Annotated in this window: 15 protein-coding genes; 8 read left to right on the forward strand and 7 right to left on the reverse strand. The window is 63.3% G+C overall.

The window, feature by feature from the left end:
- The first annotated feature begins 37 nt into the window (after positions 1–37).
- Positions 38–1009: an ABC transporter substrate-binding protein gene (locus AC0NIL_RS16040; RefSeq protein WP_013530916.1), complete on the forward strand. Its 972-nt coding sequence runs from the start codon at positions 38–40 to the stop codon at positions 1007–1009.
- Positions 1010–1059: 50 nt separating this feature from the next.
- On the opposite strand, the gene AC0NIL_RS16045 is transcribed toward AC0NIL_RS16040, so the two are convergent.
- Positions 1060–1518 (reverse strand): Lrp/AsnC family transcriptional regulator, encoded by a 459-nt coding sequence (locus tag AC0NIL_RS16045; RefSeq protein WP_027034983.1) that lies wholly within the window; start codon positions 1516–1518, stop codon positions 1060–1062.
- A gap of 125 nt (positions 1519–1643) precedes the next feature.
- On the opposite strand from AC0NIL_RS16045, the gene AC0NIL_RS16050 reads away from it, so the two are divergent.
- Positions 1644–2927, forward strand: a complete 1284-nt coding sequence (locus AC0NIL_RS16050; protein WP_473572048.1) for a cystathionine gamma-synthase family protein — start codon at positions 1644–1646, stop codon at positions 2925–2927.
- A gap of 154 nt (positions 2928–3081) precedes the next feature.
- Positions 3082–3522: a CHRD domain-containing protein gene (locus AC0NIL_RS16055; RefSeq protein ID WP_013530918.1), complete on the forward strand. Its 441-nt coding sequence runs from the start codon at positions 3082–3084 to the stop codon at positions 3520–3522.
- A gap of 211 nt (positions 3523–3733) precedes the next feature.
- Here the strand turns inward: AC0NIL_RS16055 and AC0NIL_RS16060 are convergent, their stop codons facing one another.
- The 3 genes from AC0NIL_RS16060 to AC0NIL_RS16070 all read right to left on the reverse strand — a co-directional run bounded on the left by AC0NIL_RS16060 (position 3734) and on the right by AC0NIL_RS16070 (position 7587).
- Positions 3734–5383, reverse strand: a complete 1650-nt coding sequence (locus AC0NIL_RS16060) for a thiamine pyrophosphate-binding protein (protein WP_275952712.1) — start codon at positions 5381–5383, stop codon at positions 3734–3736.
- Positions 5380–6555: a CaiB/BaiF CoA transferase family protein gene (locus AC0NIL_RS16065; RefSeq protein WP_013530920.1), complete on the reverse strand. Its 1176-nt coding sequence runs from the start codon at positions 6553–6555 to the stop codon at positions 5380–5382. Before AC0NIL_RS16065 ends, AC0NIL_RS16060 begins: the two co-directional genes overlap by 4 nt.
- Positions 6556–6654: 99 nt before the next feature.
- Positions 6655–7587: an alpha/beta fold hydrolase gene (locus AC0NIL_RS16070; RefSeq protein WP_013530921.1), complete on the reverse strand. Its 933-nt coding sequence runs from the start codon at positions 7585–7587 to the stop codon at positions 6655–6657.
- A 183-nt stretch (positions 7588–7770) separates the two neighbouring features.
- On the opposite strand from AC0NIL_RS16070, the gene AC0NIL_RS16075 reads away from it, so the two are divergent.
- The 4 genes from AC0NIL_RS16075 (at position 7771) to AC0NIL_RS16090 (ending at position 12666) form a co-directional block, all read left to right on the forward strand.
- Positions 7771–8778: a ribonuclease T2 family protein gene (locus tag AC0NIL_RS16075; protein ID WP_275952713.1), complete on the forward strand. Its 1008-nt coding sequence runs from the start codon at positions 7771–7773 to the stop codon at positions 8776–8778.
- A gap of 164 nt (positions 8779–8942) precedes the next feature.
- The gene (gene ettA / locus AC0NIL_RS16080; RefSeq protein WP_013530923.1) at positions 8943–10592 is read left to right on the forward strand and encodes an energy-dependent translational throttle protein EttA; all 1650 of its coding nucleotides are present in this window, start codon (positions 8943–8945) and stop codon (positions 10590–10592) included.
- A gap of 42 nt (positions 10593–10634) precedes the next feature.
- Positions 10635–11402 carry a trans-aconitate 2-methyltransferase gene (tam, locus tag AC0NIL_RS16085; RefSeq protein ID WP_275952714.1) on the forward strand — a complete coding sequence of 256 codons (768 nt, stop codon included), beginning with the start codon at positions 10635–10637 and terminating at the stop codon, positions 11400–11402.
- 142 nt (positions 11403–11544) lie between these two features.
- Positions 11545–12666, forward strand: coding sequence for a beta-ketoacyl-ACP synthase III (locus tag AC0NIL_RS16090; RefSeq protein ID WP_027160654.1), 1122 nt, complete (start codon positions 11545–11547; stop codon positions 12664–12666).
- 10 nt (positions 12667–12676) lie between these two features.
- Here the strand turns inward: AC0NIL_RS16090 and AC0NIL_RS16095 are convergent, their stop codons facing one another.
- Positions 12677–13243 (reverse strand): methyltransferase family protein, encoded by a 567-nt coding sequence (locus AC0NIL_RS16095; protein ID WP_275952715.1) that lies wholly within the window; start codon positions 13241–13243, stop codon positions 12677–12679.
- Positions 13244–13440: 197 nt separating this feature from the next.
- On the opposite strand from AC0NIL_RS16095, the gene AC0NIL_RS16100 reads away from it, so the two are divergent.
- Positions 13441–14058: an MOSC domain-containing protein gene (locus AC0NIL_RS16100; RefSeq protein WP_275952716.1), complete on the forward strand. Its 618-nt coding sequence runs from the start codon at positions 13441–13443 to the stop codon at positions 14056–14058.
- A gap of 47 nt (positions 14059–14105) precedes the next feature.
- Here the strand turns inward: AC0NIL_RS16100 and AC0NIL_RS16105 are convergent, their stop codons facing one another.
- A complete protein-coding gene (locus AC0NIL_RS16105; protein ID WP_275952717.1) occupies positions 14106–14945 on the reverse strand; it encodes an SDR family oxidoreductase in 840 nt (279 codons plus the stop codon).
- A 129-nt stretch (positions 14946–15074) separates the two neighbouring features.
- Entirely contained in the window at positions 15075–16040 is a 966-nt protein-coding gene (locus AC0NIL_RS16110; protein ID WP_275952718.1) for a D-amino acid aminotransferase, read from the reverse strand.
- Positions 16041–16073: the final 33 nt, after the last annotated feature.

The raw sequence follows: 16073 nt of genomic DNA on the forward strand, positions 1-16073 counted from the left end.
CGGTGGGTTTAGGGCACTAACTTCAGAGGGTAACAAAATGAAAAGACTGATTATTCCCGTTCTGGCTGGCGCGATGTCGCTTGCCGCTTTCCAGGCAATGGCCGCCGACAAGGTGACGTTGCAGCTGAAATGGGTCACGCAGGCCCAGTTTGCCGGCTACTATGTCGCCAAGGCCAAGGGTTTCTATGAGGCCGAGGGTCTCGACGTCGACATCAAGCCGGGCGGTCCCGATATCGCGCCCGAGCAGGTGATCGCCGGCGGTGGTGCCGACGTTATCGTCGACTGGATGGGCGGTGCGCTGGCTGCCCGCGAAAAGGGCGTGCCGCTGGTCAACATCGCCCAGCCGTTCAAGAAGGCCGGCATGGAACTGGTCTGCCCGAAGGACGGCCCGATCAAGACCGAAGCCGACTTCAAAGGTCACACGCTCGGCGTCTGGTTCTTCGGCAACGAGTATCCGTTCTACGCCTGGATGAACAAGCTCGGCCTGAAGACCGAGGGCGGCCCGGACGGCGTCACGGTGCTCAAGCAGAGTTTTGACGTGCAGCCGCTGATCCAGAAGCAGGCGGACTGCATCTCGGTCATGACCTACAACGAGTACTGGCAACTGATCGACGCCGGCTACAAGCCGGAACAGCTGACCGTGTTCAACTACTCGGCCATGGGCAACGACCTGCTCGAGGACGGGCTCTATGCGTCCGAAGACAAGCTCAAGGATCCGGCCTTCGAAGACAAGATGGTGCGTTTCGTGCGCGCCTCGATGAAGGGCTGGAAATACGCCATCGACAACAATGACGAAGCCGCAGGCATCGTCATGGACGGCGGCGGCCAGGACGAAAACCACCAGAAGCGCATGATGAGCGAAGTCGCCAAGCTGATCGACAATGCCGACGGCAAGCTTGACCCGGCGACCTACGAGCGCACCGCCAAGGCGCTGCTCGACCAGAAGATCATCACCAAGGAGCCGACCGGCGCCTACACCACCGCCATCACCGACAAAGCGGTCAAGTAAGCCTAGCCGGCAACACATCTATCCAGAAAGCGGCGCCTCCGGCAGAAATGTCAGAGGCGCCGTTCCTTTATGGTGTTCATGACGAAGCTGGTCTCGATCGAGGCGACGCATTTCAGCCGCGCGATCTTTTCCTTGATGAAGCGCTCGTATTGTTCGAGGCTTCCCGTCACCACTTTCAGCACATAGTCGCGCGAACCGGTGACGAGGTGGCATTCCAGCACCTCTTCCCAGCCGCGGATCGCGTCCTCGAACATCACGATCTCGTCTTCGTTCTGGCGGCTGAGCCGGATGGTGGCGATGGCGACCATGCTCCAGCCGAAGGCTGAGGGATCGACCAGCGTGGTGTAGCCTCTGATGACCCCGGTCTCCTCCAGCCGCCGCACCCGCCTCAGGCAGGGCGACGGCGACAGGCCGATGCGCTCGGCAAGCTCGTTGTTGGTGATGCGGGCGTCGGCCTGCAGCTCACGCAGGATTTTCAGGTCGAAATCGTCGGCTATCTTCTGCTGCACTTTTGGTCTCTCCAGGCAATTTGTTGCGGGAATGCAGCCATGTGAGCCCAAAAATAGCAAGGACTGGTGGAACGAGATCGCATAAATTGCCGTTCACTATTTCACTCGAACAGGCAGGAAAAGCCATGACCGCGCCACGCCCGTCGAAAACCCATATCGGCAACCACAAGCTCCATCCGGAGACGCTGATGCTGAGCTATGGCTTCGATCCGCAGCTGTCGGAGGGCGCCGTCAAGCCGCCGGTGTTCCTGACCTCGACCTTCGTGTTCAAGTCGGCGGAGGAGGGACGCGACTTCTTCGACTACACATCCGGCAGGAAGGAGCCGCCGAGCGGCACCGCCTCCGGCCTGGTCTATTCGCGCTTCAATCATCCCAACAGCGAGATCGTCGAGGACCGGCTGGCGATCTATGAGGGGACGGATGCCTGTATCCTGTTTTCATCGGGCATGTCGGCGATCGCCACGACACTGCTCGCCTATGCCCGTCCGGGCGACGTCATCCTGCATTCGCAGCCACTCTACGGCGGCACGGAGACGCTTTTGACGGGCACGCTCTCCGGTTTCGGCATCGGTGCTGTCGGTTTCGCGGATGGCGTGGACGAGCCGGCGGTGCGCACGGCCGCCGACGCGGCCGTCGCGAAAGGCCGCGTGTCGGTCATCCTGATCGAGACGCCGTCAAACCCGACCAACAGCCTGGTCGACCTCGCGCTGATGCGCAAGATCGCCGACGAGATCGGCGCGAGCCAAGGGTCAACGCCGATCATCGTGTGCGACAACACATTGCTGGGTCCGGTGTTCCAGCGGCCGATCGAACATGGTGCCGACGTGTCGGTTTATTCGCTGACCAAATATGTCGGCGGCCATTCCGACCTGATCGCGGGTGCCGCCATGGGCAGCAAGGCTATCACCAAGCCGATCAAGGCGCTGCGCGGCGCGATCGGCACGCAGCTCGACCCGCATTCCTGCTGGATGCTCGGCCGCTCGCTGGAGACGCTGTCGATCCGCATGGAGCGGGCCAACGACAATGCTCGCCTGATCGCCGAATTCCTGCGCGACCACGCCAAGGTCGACAAGGTGCACTACCTGCCGTTTCTGGGCGAGAATACGCCGGCCGGCCGCGCCTACAGGGCGCAATGCAGCGGCGCCGGATCAACCTTCTCCTTCGACATCAAGGGCGGGGAGAAGGCGGCTTTCGCCTTCCTCAACGGATTGCAGATCTTCAAGCTGGCGGTGAGCCTCGGCGGAACGGAATCGCTGGCCAGTCACCCCGCGGCCATGACCCATTCGGGCATTCCCTTCGAGGTGCGCCAGCGCATCGGCGTGCTGGAGACCACGGTCAGGCTGTCGATCGGCGTCGAGCATCCGGACGATCTGATCGCCGACCTGACGCAGGCGCTGGCGGCGGTCTGACCGCTATCGCTGAAGCCGGACAGGACGGCCCCTAGGATCTCTATACGTCATCACAAAAACGTGTGGTTGGATACATTGTGCCGCCAGGCCGTTCCGTTGGCGCATGCGCGCGCCGGGGAGCCGCGACGCGTGCACAGTCAATCGGAGGTTCTTCATGCGCACCCAATCCTTCTTACCGGCGCTGTCGGCGCTGGCCATTTCGACCGCTTTCCTGTTCGCATCGCCGGCCCTGGCAGCCATGGAAAAGTTCAAGGCGACACTAGACGGCAGCCAGCAGAGCCCGCCCGTCACCACGAAGGGTAAGGGCACGGCCACTTTCACCTTCGACACGACCAAGAAGAAGCTCAACTGGAACGTCAAATATTCCGGCCTCAGCGGACCGGCGACGGCCGCGCATATCCATGGCCCTGCGGCGATGGGTGAAAACGCCGACCCTGTCATCCCGTTCAAAAAACTCAAGAGCCCGATCAAAGGGTCGGAGACGCTCACTGATGCCCAGGCGGCTGACCTTGAGGCCGGCAAGTATTACGTCAACGTCCACACCAAAGCGAACCCGAATGGGGAGGTCCGCGGCCAGATCGAGAAGGCGAAGTAGCTGACCGTTGAAGGTTGGCGGGACAGCGCCCCCCTCTGTCCTGCCGGACATCTCCCCCTCAAGGGGGAGATCGAATGTACTTCGGGTTTCGCCAATCGCCAGTGTTGGAAGAAGGGCGAGACGACGAAACTGCCAATCTCCCCCCCTTGAGGGGGAGATGCCCGGCAGGGCAGAGGGGGCGTGAAGGAACTCGACTTGCCCCGGTCGGCTCTCAAACCTTGTCGCGGATCTGGGTCATCGTCCGGGTCGGGGTGATCGCTTCGGGGTCGAGCCTGATCTCGACGATCGCCGGCTTGCCGCTGGCGCGGGCGCGTTCGAAGGCCGGGGCGAAGTCCGCCGTCTTCTCAACCGTTTCGCCATGGCCGCCATAGGCGCGGGCGAGAGCCGCGAAATCGGGGTTCTTGAGGTCGGTGGCCACCACGCGGCCGGGATATTCGCGCTCCTGATGCATGCGGATGGTGCCGTAGATACCGTTGTTGACGACGACGACGACGATCGGCAGGTCGTATTGCACGGCAGTGGCGAATTCCTGCCCGTTCATCAGGAAGCAGCCGTCGCCGGCGAAAGCGACCACGGTGCGCTCTGGAAACAGCTCTTTGGCGGCGACTGCCGCAGGCGTGCCATAGCCCATCGAGCCTGACGTCGGCGCACCTTGAGTGGCGAAGCGGCGGAAGCGATGGAAGCGATGCACCCAGGTGGCGTAATTGCCTGCGCCGTTGGTGAGAATGGCGTCGTCGGGCAGCATCTTTTCGAGATAGTTCATGATCGGGCCCATCTGGACCGGGCCGGGGCCGCTTTCGGGTGGTGTCGACCAGTCGAGATAGGTGGCATGCAGCTTTGGCGTCTCGGCTGCCCAGACGGGTGCGGAGGCCGGCTTGCGTTTGGCGAAAGCGTCGACGAAGGCGGACGGCGAGGCGTTGATCGCCAATGCCGGCCTGTAAACGCGGCCGAGCTCGCCGGAATCGGCATGGACATGGACCAGTGTCTGGGCCGGGTAGGGGCTTTTCAGCAGCGTGTAGTCCGAGGAGGGCATTTCGCCCATGCGGCCGCCGATCAGCAGCACGAGGTCGGCCTGCTTGATCGCTGTGGCCAGCTTCGGGTTGATGCCTATGCCGACATCGCCGGCATAGTTCGGATGCAGATGATCGAACAGCATCTGGCGGCGGAAGGAACAGCCGACCGGCAGCGACCAGGCCTCGGCGATCGTGCGCATTTGTGCAACCGCCTCGGCGTCCCAGCGCGTGCCGCCAAGGATGACGAAAGGCCGCTTGGACTTGGCCAGCAATTTCTCAAGCGCATCGAGTTCGGCTTCCCCGGGCCGCGTTTCGACCGGTGTGTGCGGCAAGGCGACGGGCGCCTCGACTACACTGGTCAGCATGTCTTCGGGCAGCGAGATCACCACTGGGCCGGGACGGCCCGATGTCGCCACGGCGAAGGCGCGGGTGACGAATTCTGGGATGCGCGAGGCGTCGTCGATCTCGACTACCCATTTGGCGATGTCGCCGAAGAACCTCTTGTAATCCACCTCCTGGAAAGCCTCGCGCTCTTTGGCGTGGCCGGCGACCTGGCCGATGAACAGGATGACGGGTATCGAATCCTGCATGGCGATGTGGATGCCGGCCGAGGCATTGGTGGCGCCGGGGCCGCGGGTGACGAAGCAGATGCCGGGCTTGCCGGTCAGGCGGCCGTGGCAATCGGCCATCATGGCGGCACCGCCTTCCTGGCGGCAGACGATGGTGCGGATCGCTGAATCGTGCAGCGCGTCGAGCACCGCCAGATAGGATTCACCGGGCACGCAGTAGATGCGGTCGGTGCCGTTGGCTTCGAGCGCGTCGACGATGAGTTGTCCGCCGGTCTTCATTGTCCAGACTTCTCCAGTTCGGCAAGGATTTCTTGCGTGTGCTCGCCCAGGCGCGGCGAGGGGCGCTCATAGACCAGCGGCGTGCCCGACATCACCATCGGCGCGCGCACCGAAGGCAGAAGATTGCCATGGCCGTCGTCCAGGTCGAGCCGCATGCCGCGCGCGATCGTCTGCGGGTCGGCGAACATCTGGCCGATCGTGTTGATCGGGCTCGCCGGCACGCCGGCCGCTTCGAGCTTTGCCAGCAGCGGATCGCGGTCGAAGATCTTCAGCGCTTCGATCACATGCTCGCGCAGCTTGACCCGGTTGGCGACCCGGGCGGGGTTGGTGGCGAAGTCGGGATTGGCCGGCAGATCGTCCAGCCCGACGGCAGCGCAGAATTTGGCGAACTGGCCGTCATTGCCCACCGCAAGGATGATGTGCCCATCCCGGACCGGCACCACCTCGTAGGGGGCGATGTTCATATGCGCATTGCCCATCTGCACCGGCGATTTGCCGGAGACGAGATAGTTCAAATTCTGGTTGCCGAGCGCCGAGATCTGGGTGTCGAAAAGCGCCATGTCGACATGCTGACCTTCGCCGGTCTGCTCGGCATGGCGCAGTGCTGCCTGGATGGCGATGACCGAATAAAGGCCGGTGAAGATGTCGGAGATGGCGACGCCGGCTTTTTGCGGCTCGCGGCCGACCTCGCCGGTGATCGACATCATGCCGGCCATGGCCTGGATGATAAAGTCGTAGCCGGCGCGCGGTGCGTACGGACCGTCCTGGCCGAAGCCGGTGATCGAGCAGTAGACGAGGCGCGGGTTGATCTTGCGCAGGCTGTCATAGTCGAGGCCGTATTTCTTCAGGCCGCCGAGCTTGAAGTTCTCGATCAGCACGTCCGAAGTGGCGACCAGGCGGCGCACCGTCTCGGCGCCTTCCGGGGTCGAGAAATCGATGGCGATGGAGCGCTTGCCGCGGTTGCAGGAATGGTAATAGGCGGCCGACAGGTTCTCGCCGTCCTTGCCCATGACGAAGGGCGGGCCCCATTTGCGGGTGTCGTCGCCGCCATCGGGGCTCTCGACCTTGATGACATCGGCGCCGAGATCGGCAAGCAACTGCCCGGCCCATGGCCCGGCAAGGATGCGGGCGAGTTCGACGACGCGGACGCCTTTCAGCGGGGGCTCAGCCATGGATCACCGTGGTTGCCGCAATCACTGCGATTGCTGCGAAAGCAGAGCCTCTATCAAGCCCTGCAACGGCTGTCACGGCTCTTGCAATGGGCCAATCCGTCACGCTTTGAGGACTTCGTCGGCCCAGGCGGCGAAATCATCCATGATAATGTCGCGATTCACCTCGTTCAGGCTTTCGTGGCGGGTGTCGGCATAAACCTTTGAAACCAGATTCGAAAAGCCCATCTTGCGCATGCGATTGGCAAGATGGGTGATCCCTTTGCCATAGTCGGAAGCCGGATCCTTCTCGCCTCCGACGATGCTGACGGGCAGGTCGCGCCGTATACCGGCAAAGCCGGCATCCTTGCCGCCGTTCAGCGCCATACCGACGACGTCGCGCCACATCGACACCGAAGCGTCCCAGCCGCACAAGGGATCGGCAATGTATTTCGCCACTTCCGCTTCGTCGCGCGACAGCCAGTCGAACACTGTGCGGTGATTGGGCACCGCCTTGCCCCAGGCCTGGAAGGTGAGTTTCGGCAGCAGGCGCGATGGCACGTCGGAGCCGAGCCGCATCCGTTCCCAGGCAAGGATGCCGAGCGCAAGCTGCCCAAGCGGGCCTTGGGAGAAATTGCCGTTCCAGATTGCTGCCGCGTGAACGCGTGGCGAGTGGCGCAACAGGTAGTTCAGCGCCACCGACGCACCCATCGAATGGCCAAACAGGATGACCGGTCTGTTTGGCCGTTCGCGGGCGATGAGATCATGGATGACGTCGACGTCGGCGATCACCTTGGCGGCACCGTCCCTGTCGGCGAACCTGCCGAGCGGAGCGTCGGACGCCTTGGTCGCGCCGTGGCCGCGATGATCGTGGACATAGACGTCGAAACCGCGCGAGCCAAGAAAATCGGCAAAGCGGGCATAGCGCGCTGCGTGCTCGGCTAGCCCGTGATTGATCTGGACGACGGCGCGTGCCCGGCCATCGGCCTGCCTGACGAAAAGATTGAGCTCGGCACCGGTCGGCGAGGCAACCACGCGCTGCTGGCTGAATGACATGCCGCCTGATCCCGCCCCTGCTTTTGTCGTCGTTGGCTTTGTTTGCGCCGGCCCACATTATGCGTCAATCCGGCAAACCCGCTTTTCGCGACGATGTTTCTTGCGTTCGGTCAGCAAAATATCGCAATTCTGACATGGAGACAGCTTCAGTCTGTCGCCCACTTCTTCAGCCGGGGATTCTCCATGCGCATCGGTGTCGTTTTCGGATTGGCCATGTTGGCGGCGTCGCTGGCCGGGGCCGCGCATGCCGACGTGAAGATGAGCGGCAGCTTCGTCGCCGACGCCGCCTGTCCGGCGACGCAAGCGATCAAGAACGGCAAGAACCCCGGCAATGTCTCGACCGATGCCGGGCAGAGCTATCAGTTGCTTGCCGGCAACAAGGATACGCCGACGCATTATCTCATCCTGGTGCCGGGCGCCGATCCGGAGCGCCGCTGGGTGAAGGTCAGCTGCGGCCATGTTTCCGGCAGCAGCGCGGCGACCGTGCCGGCCGCGCCTGACGGGCAAGGCAAGCCGGCGGCATCGGGGAAGCCCGAATACGTCTTCGCGCTGAGCTGGCAGCCGGCGTTTTGCGAGACAAAGTCGAACAAGACCGAATGCAGGGCACAAAGTGCCGGCGATTTCGACGCCACGCATTTCACCTTGCACGGCCTGTGGCCGCAGCCGAATGGCAATTTCTATTGCCAGGCGACGGCGAGCGACAAGGCCAACGACAATCCGGCCCACTGGAAAGACCTGCCGCCGGTCAATCTTGACGCCAATACCCGCACGGAACTCGATCAGGTGATGCCTGGAACGGCCTCCCATCTCGAACGGCATGAATGGATCAAGCACGGCACCTGCTACGGCAAGAGCCAGCAGGACTATTTCTCCGACGCGCTGAATTTGATGCGCGCGGTGAACAGTTCGCCGGTGCGCGATCTCTTTGCCAAGAACATCGGCGGCAAGCTGACGGCCGACCAGATCCGCGGCGCTTTCGACACTGCCTTCGAGGCGGGAGCAGGGGACCGCGTGCGCGTTTCCTGCGTCATCGATCCGTCGAGCGGCAGGCGGCTGATCGGCGAACTGACCCTCGGCCTCGCCGGCCCGATCGGCCCGAACAGCGCGCTCAAGGACCTGCTGCTGGCTTCGGTGCCGACCAACAAGGCAGGCTGCCCGACCGGCACCGTCGACGCTATCGGGTTCCAGTAAGGGCGGTTGAACGGCCCCCAGACTGCACGAGCAGCGGTCCACACTTGTCCGTGTGATTGGCCTGATCTGGCAAAAGCGATTGCCGTTCGCCGCCGCATCGCCTACATAGCGGCCAACCTCCATTCAATTCGACAAATCCAGTCGGTTTTTCAGGGAAAGCGCGCGTGGCACGCCAGTTCATCTATCACATGGCCGGCCTCAACAAGGCCTATGGCACCAAGAAGGTGCTCGAGAATGTCCATCTCTCCTTCTATCCGGACGCCAAGATCGGCATCCTCGGCCCCAACGGTTCGGGCAAGTCGACGATCCTCAAGATCATGGCCGGGCTCGACAAGGAGTGGAACGGCGAAGCGTGGCTCGCCGAAGGCGCCACTGTCGGCTACCTGGCACAGGAGCCGGCGCTCGATCCGGACAAGACCGTGTTCGAAAACATCATGGAAGGCGTCGCCGCCAAGACCGCCATCATCGAGCGCTACAACGAATTGATGATGAACTATTCCGACGAGACGGCCGACGAGTCGGCCAAGCTCCAGGACGAGATGGATCGGCTGAACCTGTGGGACCTCGAACAGCAGGTCGAGATGGCGATGGAAGCGCTGGGCTGCCCGCCCAAGGATTCGGAAGTCACCAAGCTTTCGGGCGGCGAGCGCCGCCGCGTCGCGCTTTGCCAGCTTTTGCTGCGCCAGCCCGACCTTCTGCTGCTCGACGAACCGACCAACCATCTCGACGCCGAAACCACGGCATGGCTGGAAAAGCATCTGCGTGCCTATCCGGGCGCCGTGATGATCATCACCCACGATCGCTACTTCCTCGACAACGTCACCGGCTGGATCCTCGAACTCGATCGCGGCCGCGGCATTCCCTATGAGGGCAACTACACCAAGTACCTCGAAGCCAAGGCCAAGCGGCTCAAGCAGGAAGGCCGCGAGGACGATGCCCGCCAGCGCGCCATCGGCCGCGAGCGCGAATGGATCCAGTCGAGCCCGAAGGCCCGCCAGACCAAATCCAAGGCGCGTATCCAGGCGTTCCAGGATCTGTTGGATGCAGCCGACAAGCGGCGTCCGAGCGATACGCAGATCGTCATCCCGCACGGCGAGCGGCTCGGCAATGTCGTGATCGAGGCGGAAGGCCTGTCGAAGGGCTTTGGTGACACGCTGCTCATCGACGGCCTGGAATTCAAGCTGCCGCCCGGCGGCATCGTCGGCGTCATCGGCCCGAATGGCGCCGGCAAGACGACGCTGTTTCGCATGATCACCGGCCAGGAAAAGCCGGATGCGGGTTCTGTGCGCGTCGGCGAAACGGTGAAGCTCGGCTATGTCGACCAGAGCCGCGATGCTCTCGATCCGTCGAAGACGGTGTGGGAAGAGATTTCCGGCGGCGCAGAAGTGGTCAAGCTCGGCAAGTTCGAGGCCAACACGCGCGCCTATTGCGCGTCGTTCAACTTCCGTGGCGGCGACCAGCAGCAGAAGGTCGGCAACCTCTCCGGCGGCCAGCGCAACCGCGTGCATCTGGCCAAGATGTTGAAGACCGGCGGCAATGTGCTGCTGCTCGACGAACCGACCAACGATCTCGACACCGAAACGCTGGCCGCGCTCGAAGACGCGCTGGAAAATTTCGGTGGCTGCGCGGTCATCATCTCGCACGATCGCATGTTCCTCGACCGCCTGGCGACGCACATCCTCGCCTTCGAGGGCGACAGCCATGTCGAATGGTTCGAGGGCAATTTCGAGGATTACGAGCAGGACAAGATCCGCCGCCTCGGGCCGGATGCCGTCAACCCGCACCGCATGACCTACAAGAGGCTGACGCGGTAGGGGGGGTCCGGGCGGCGATCTCAACCGGCATGAGGAGCTCAAATGGCTGATTGGTCCGCCGCCCAATATCTGAAATTCGAGGACGAACGCACGCGGCCCGCGCGGGATCTTGTGGCGCAGGTGCCCGTCGACTTTCCACGCCGGGTCGTCGACATCGGCTGCGGGCCGGGCAATTCGACCGAGTTGCTCGTCGGGCGCTGGCCGGATGCTGGGGTGAGCGGCTTCGACACTTCGCCCGACATGATCGAGAAGGCGCGGGCGCGCTTGCCCGAGGTCACCTTTGATCTCGCCGATGCCTCCAAATGGCAGCCGGCGGAGCCGGTCGACGTGATTTTTGCCAATGCGGTGTTCCAGTGGCTGCCCGAGCATCCCGCAGTCTTCCAGCGGCTGATGGGTTTCCTCGCGCCAGGCGGCGCGCTGGCCGTCCAGATGCCCGACAATATGGGCGAAGACTCGCACCGCCTGATGCGCGAGACCGCCGCCGAAATGCCGTTTGCCGAAAAGTTCAAGGGCGCGGCACGCGGGCCGTTGCCGCCGGCGTCGTCCTACTATGACCTCCTGTCGCCGCTCAGTGATCGGCTGGATATCTGGCATACCATCTACAACCACCCGCTTGCCGACGCCGAAGCGATCGTCGAATGGGTGAAGTCGACGGGCCTGAAACCGTTCCTCGATCCGCTGGATTCCGACGAACGGGCGATGTTCCTCGAAAGCTACACGGCCAAGATCGCCAAGGCCTATCCGAAAACGGCTAGCGGTAAGGTGCTTTTGCGCTTTCCACGCATCTTCATCGTTGCCAAGCGGGCCTGATTATCCATGTTGCACGAGGACCAGTCCGGCCTAAACCTTTGGTTTAAGCCGGCGTAAACCGCCGCGGTGAGAAAACTGTTGCGCCGGAGCGTTCCGGCGCCCACATGAAGCCCGCAACGCCTGCGGATGGGACGGACTGGACATGCATCGCGTCATCATCAGCGGCATCGGCGTTGAAATCCCTGAAGCCACAATCACCAATGAAGAGCTGGTGGCCAGCTTCAATGCCTGGGTCGACGCGGAGAATGCGCGCCGCCTGGGCACCGACGAGCCGCCGCTGGCGAAATCGGATAGCGACTTCATCGTCCACGCTTCGGGCGTGCGCACCCGTCATGTGATCGAGCGCGAAGGCATTCTCGATCCGACCCGCATGTCGCCGCGCATTCCGGCTCGGCCCGACGATGCGCTGTCGCTCGAAGCCGAGTTCGGCATCGCCTCGGCGAAGAAGGCTCTCGAGCATGCGGGGCTACAGCCGTCGGATATAGACCTGGTGATCTGCTCGGCCTCGCATCACCAGCGGCCCTATCCGGCGATCGCCATCGAAATGCAGGAGGCGCTGGGCACCAAGGGCGCAGGCTTCGACATGGGGCTCGGCTGTTCTTCGGCGGCGGCGGCCTTGCACATCGCCGTCAATTTGGTGCGGTCCGGCGCGCACAAGCGCATTCTGGTGACGACGCCCGAGATCATCACCGGCCATCTCAATTTTCGCGACCGGCAGACGCATTTCATTTTCGGCGACGCTTCGGTGTCGATGGTGGTCGAAGGCCTGGCCAAGGGCGACAAGCGGCCGGGGCGCTTCGAGGTGCTCGACACGCGCATCTGGACGCAGATGTCGAACAACATCCGCACCAATCTGGGCTACCATACCCGCACCGCCCAGGATGATCCTTACATGATCAATCTGGAAGGCAATCTGATCAAGCAGGTCGGCAACAAGGTGTTCAAGGAAGTCACCGTCGCCGGGCAGAAATTCATCGTCGAATTCCTCGCCGAGCACGGGCTGACGCCGCAGGCGATCAGGCGCTTCTGGCTGCATCAGGCCAATGCGCGGATGAATGCGATGATCCTGAAGCTGTCGTTCGGCCACGAGGTCGATCACGACCGCGCGCCAATGGTGCTGGAGCGGCTGGGCAACACGGCGGGCGCCGGGGCCATCGTCGCGCTGTCGGAGAACCACGCCGATATGAAGCCGGGCGATTTCGGTCTGATCTGCGCCTTCGGCGCGGGCTATTCGATCGGCGGCGCGCTGCTGAGAATGCTTTGAGGCTGCCGCGTCATGCTGGTGCGAACGGCACCAGCATCGGAACGCGCGCGGCATAGTCGTCATAGGCGCTGCCCAGTTCGCCGCGCAGGAAATTTTCTTCCAGCCTGGCTTTCGTCACGATGCCGATGATGAGCAGCGCGGTTCCGGCTATGCCCCAGACGGTGCCCTTGGCCGCCATGGTGGCGAGGATCGCCAGCAGCAATCCGGTGTAGATCGGATGCCGGACAAGGCCATACGGGCCGGTGTTGACGACACGGTGCCCGGCCTTGGCGGTGATGGTGCCCGACCACAGCCTGCCGAGATGCAGGCGCGCCCACCAGGCAAAGGCGATGCCGATGGCGATCAGGGCGACACAGATCCAGGCTTCGGGGAGATCAGGCATCCACAGCCTGAGCCGGCCTTCATAGCGGTGCGCCGGAATGAACAGCAGCACCGCGCCGGCTACCCAGAGACCCCGATAGCGGGCCTCCGCCTTGAACCCGGCGCGCTTCTGGGCAGGGTCGGACCACAAAGCGGCGACGGCCCAGCTTCCTGCCCAGATCAACCAAAGCAACGTGATTGCCGTCACAGGTCGCATGATCAGCCTCCGCAAACCGTCTGGACGTCACTATGAAACCGGCACCGCGCGCCGGCAATGCGGTGCGAGATCGATGACAGGTAAGAAAAGCGTGATCGCGATCCTATCGGTGCTGTTGATCGGACGATCAGCACTTTCGACTGGACGCCGCGAAGCGCGCCCGGCTAATTCGCTGGATGACGAATAGAAAGAACGCCATGCCGGATCTCTTCCCCGAGGCTGAAAAGCCGGTTGAAATCATCGCCGCGCGAAAGCTTGCCGCCAGGGCGGCAGCGCTTTACGTGGCGTCGGCGGATCATTTTCAGACGCGCCCGGTGGACGAATTGCGGCTGGGTTTCGACGGCATATCAGGCGATTTCCATGCTGGACCGACGCGGCGCTCGGGCGGGCGCGAGCCCTGGTATCCGCGCGGCACTGAAATGCGCAACGAACGGCAGCTGTCGATCGTGGCAGCGGATGAACTCGCCATCGTCGCCGAGCGCATGCGCCTGGCCGAGATCAGGCCGGAGTGGATCGGCGCCAATCTGGTGATCGAAGGGGTGCCGAACCTCTCCATGCTGCCGGCCGGCACGCTGCTGTTCTTCAAGGGCGGCGTGACAGTCAAGGTCGACGCGCAGAATGGCCCGTGCCGCATCGCCGGCCGGTCGATCGCGGAGAACGCCGGAATGGCCGACGTCGAAGCCGGCGCTCTGCTGTTCCCGAAAGCGGCGAAGCGGCTGCGCGGCATTGTCGCCTGGGTAGAGAAGCCAGGCACGGTTAGGGCAGGCGAAGAGATATCGCTGCGCGTGCCGGAGCAGTGGATTTATCAAGCCTGAGGGCCGGCTACGCCGCCCATGGAGCGGCGCAGCAAAAGCGCTGGACTTCAGCCCTTGCGGTTCTTCTTCGCGCCTTGCGCCATGATGGAAACGTCGTCCCACTTCTCCCAGGTGGCAATGCGGTTGGCGTATTCCTGCTTGATCATCGGCAGGCCGCCATCGCCGAAGAACACCCGCAGCGGTGGCTCGGCGGCGTCGACAATGGCCAGCATGGCCGGTCCGGTGGCGTCTGGATCGCCGGCGACCGAATTGGCGCGGCGCTCGGCCATCTTGGCACGGGCGGGCGCATAGGCCTCGATCGGTTGGGACACCTTGGCCGACGGCCCGGCCCAGTCGGTGGAGAAACCGCCCGGCTCGACCAGCGTCACATGGATGCCGAATTCCGCGACCTCGATGCTGAGCGACTGGCTGAAGGCCTCCAGCGCCCATTTCGAGGCGTGGTAGAGGCCGAGCGAGGCAAAGGCATTGACGCCGCCGATCGACGAGATCTGGATGATGTGGCCGGAACGCTGTGCCCGCATGATCGGCAGTGCGGCCTGAGTGACCCACAGAGCGCCGAAGACATTGGTTTCGATCTGGTCGCGAGCTTCCTGTTCGCTGACCTCCTCGATGGCGCCGAAATGGCCGTAGCCGGCATTGTTGATGACGACGTCGAGCCGGCCAAAACGCTTGTGCGCCTCGGCGACAGCGGCATCGACGGCTTTCTTGTCGGTGACGTCGAGCTTTATCGCGGCAATCCTGTCGCCGTATTTATCGACGAGATCGGCGAGCGTGCCGGCATCGCGGGCGGTGGCCGCGACGCTGTCGCCACGCGCGAGTGCAGCCTCGGCCCAGACGCGGCCAAAGCCTTTCGACGATCCGGTGATGAACCAAACCTTGTTTGTCATGATCTTGGAGTCCTTGCCCCTGCGGGCGTGATTTTGGATTAAAGCGGAGGCTTCTCCGCTTTCGGGCATATACGGTCGATCCTCTGATTTTCCAGAGGCGACGGGAATCTTTTGACAAAGACGCCTGAATTATCGGGGATAATTCACCTGAGACGACCAGGCCGGGTCATCGTGCTTTTGCCAGTAGCGCGCCATCAGCCGGCTGGTGATCGGTCCGACCTTGCCATTGGCGATCGCCGCGCCGTCGATCTCGGTCACCGGCATGATGCCGCCCGCAGTGGAGGTGATGAACACCTCGTCGGCCTCGCGCAATGCGGTGACGCTGAGATCGGTCGCCGTGGCGGCAAGGCCTTCTTCTGCACAGAGATCGAAGACGGTGCGGCGGGTGACGCCGGGCAGCACGCCGGTGGCCGGCGTCGACAGTTTGCCGTCCTTGACGCAGAAGACGTTGAAGCCCGGGCCTTCGGCGACATTGCCGTTGAAGTCGAGGAGCAACGCGGTCTCTGCACCGCGATCATAGGCATCGTAGAGGCCGCGCACCAGATCGAGCCAGTGGTAATTCTTGATCGCCGGGTCGATCGAGGCCGGCGGAATACGCATCTTGTCGCTGATGGCGACGCGCAGGCCGCGCTGCAGCTGCTCGGCGTTGGCGACCGAGCCGAACGGCACGGCGAAGGCCATGAAGCGGTTGACCGCCTGGCGCGGGTCGCGGCTGAAGGTCGGAGAGGCGCCGCGCGTGCACAGCATTTCGACATAGGCGGCGCGATGACCGGACAGCGCCACGCAATTGTGCAGGATTTCGGTCACGCCGTCGCGGTCGAAGGGAATGGTCATGCGCAGCTTTTCCAGCCCGCCGAGGAAGCGGTCGAGATGCAGATCGAGGCGGAAGAAGCGGCCGTTCCAGACATGCACGGTGTCGTAGGTGGCGTCGGAATGCAGAAAACCCCAGTCCAGCACCGAGATCTTGGCCTGCGACATCGGCAGGTATTGGCCGTCGAGAAAGGCGATGCCGTCGGGGTAGGAATGCGGGTCGACATGGCGGTCGCCAACCGCGGGCAGTTGCTTCTCGTCCTGTGTCGTCGCCGTGTGGCTCATCGGGGCCTCCTGTCACGCAAGGCGAGTCAGCAG

This window comes from Mesorhizobium sp. WSM1343 (assembly GCF_055901535.1).

Coding starts and splice junctions, on each gene's coding strand:
- AC0NIL_RS16055 (WP_013530918.1), top strand. CDS start 3,082: ATGCGCACCCAATCCTTCTTACCGGCGCTGTCGGCGCTGGCCATTTCG.
- AC0NIL_RS16105 (WP_275952717.1), bottom strand. CDS start 14,945: ATGACAAACAAGGTTTGGTTCATCACCGGATCGTCGAAAGGCTTTGGC.
- AC0NIL_RS16095 (WP_275952715.1), bottom strand. CDS start 13,243: ATGCGACCTGTGACGGCAATCACGTTGCTTTGGTTGATCTGGGCAGGA.
- AC0NIL_RS16070 (WP_013530921.1), bottom strand. CDS start 7,587: ATGTCATTCAGCCAGCAGCGCGTGGTTGCCTCGCCGACCGGTGCCGAG.
- AC0NIL_RS16065 (WP_013530920.1), bottom strand. CDS start 6,555: ATGGCTGAGCCCCCGCTGAAAGGCGTCCGCGTCGTCGAACTCGCCCGC.
- AC0NIL_RS16060 (WP_275952712.1), bottom strand. CDS start 5,383: ATGAAGACCGGCGGACAACTCATCGTCGACGCGCTCGAAGCCAACGGC.
- tam (WP_275952714.1), top strand. CDS start 10,635: ATGGCTGATTGGTCCGCCGCCCAATATCTGAAATTCGAGGACGAACGC.
- AC0NIL_RS16090 (WP_027160654.1), top strand. CDS start 11,545: ATGCATCGCGTCATCATCAGCGGCATCGGCGTTGAAATCCCTGAAGCC.
- AC0NIL_RS16110 (WP_275952718.1), bottom strand. CDS start 16,040: ATGAGCCACACGGCGACGACACAGGACGAGAAGCAACTGCCCGCGGTT.
- AC0NIL_RS16075 (WP_275952713.1), top strand. CDS start 7,771: ATGCGCATCGGTGTCGTTTTCGGATTGGCCATGTTGGCGGCGTCGCTG.
- AC0NIL_RS16040 (WP_013530916.1), top strand. CDS start 38: ATGAAAAGACTGATTATTCCCGTTCTGGCTGGCGCGATGTCGCTTGCC.
- AC0NIL_RS16050 (WP_473572048.1), top strand. CDS start 1,644: ATGACCGCGCCACGCCCGTCGAAAACCCATATCGGCAACCACAAGCTC.
- AC0NIL_RS16100 (WP_275952716.1), top strand. CDS start 13,441: ATGCCGGATCTCTTCCCCGAGGCTGAAAAGCCGGTTGAAATCATCGCC.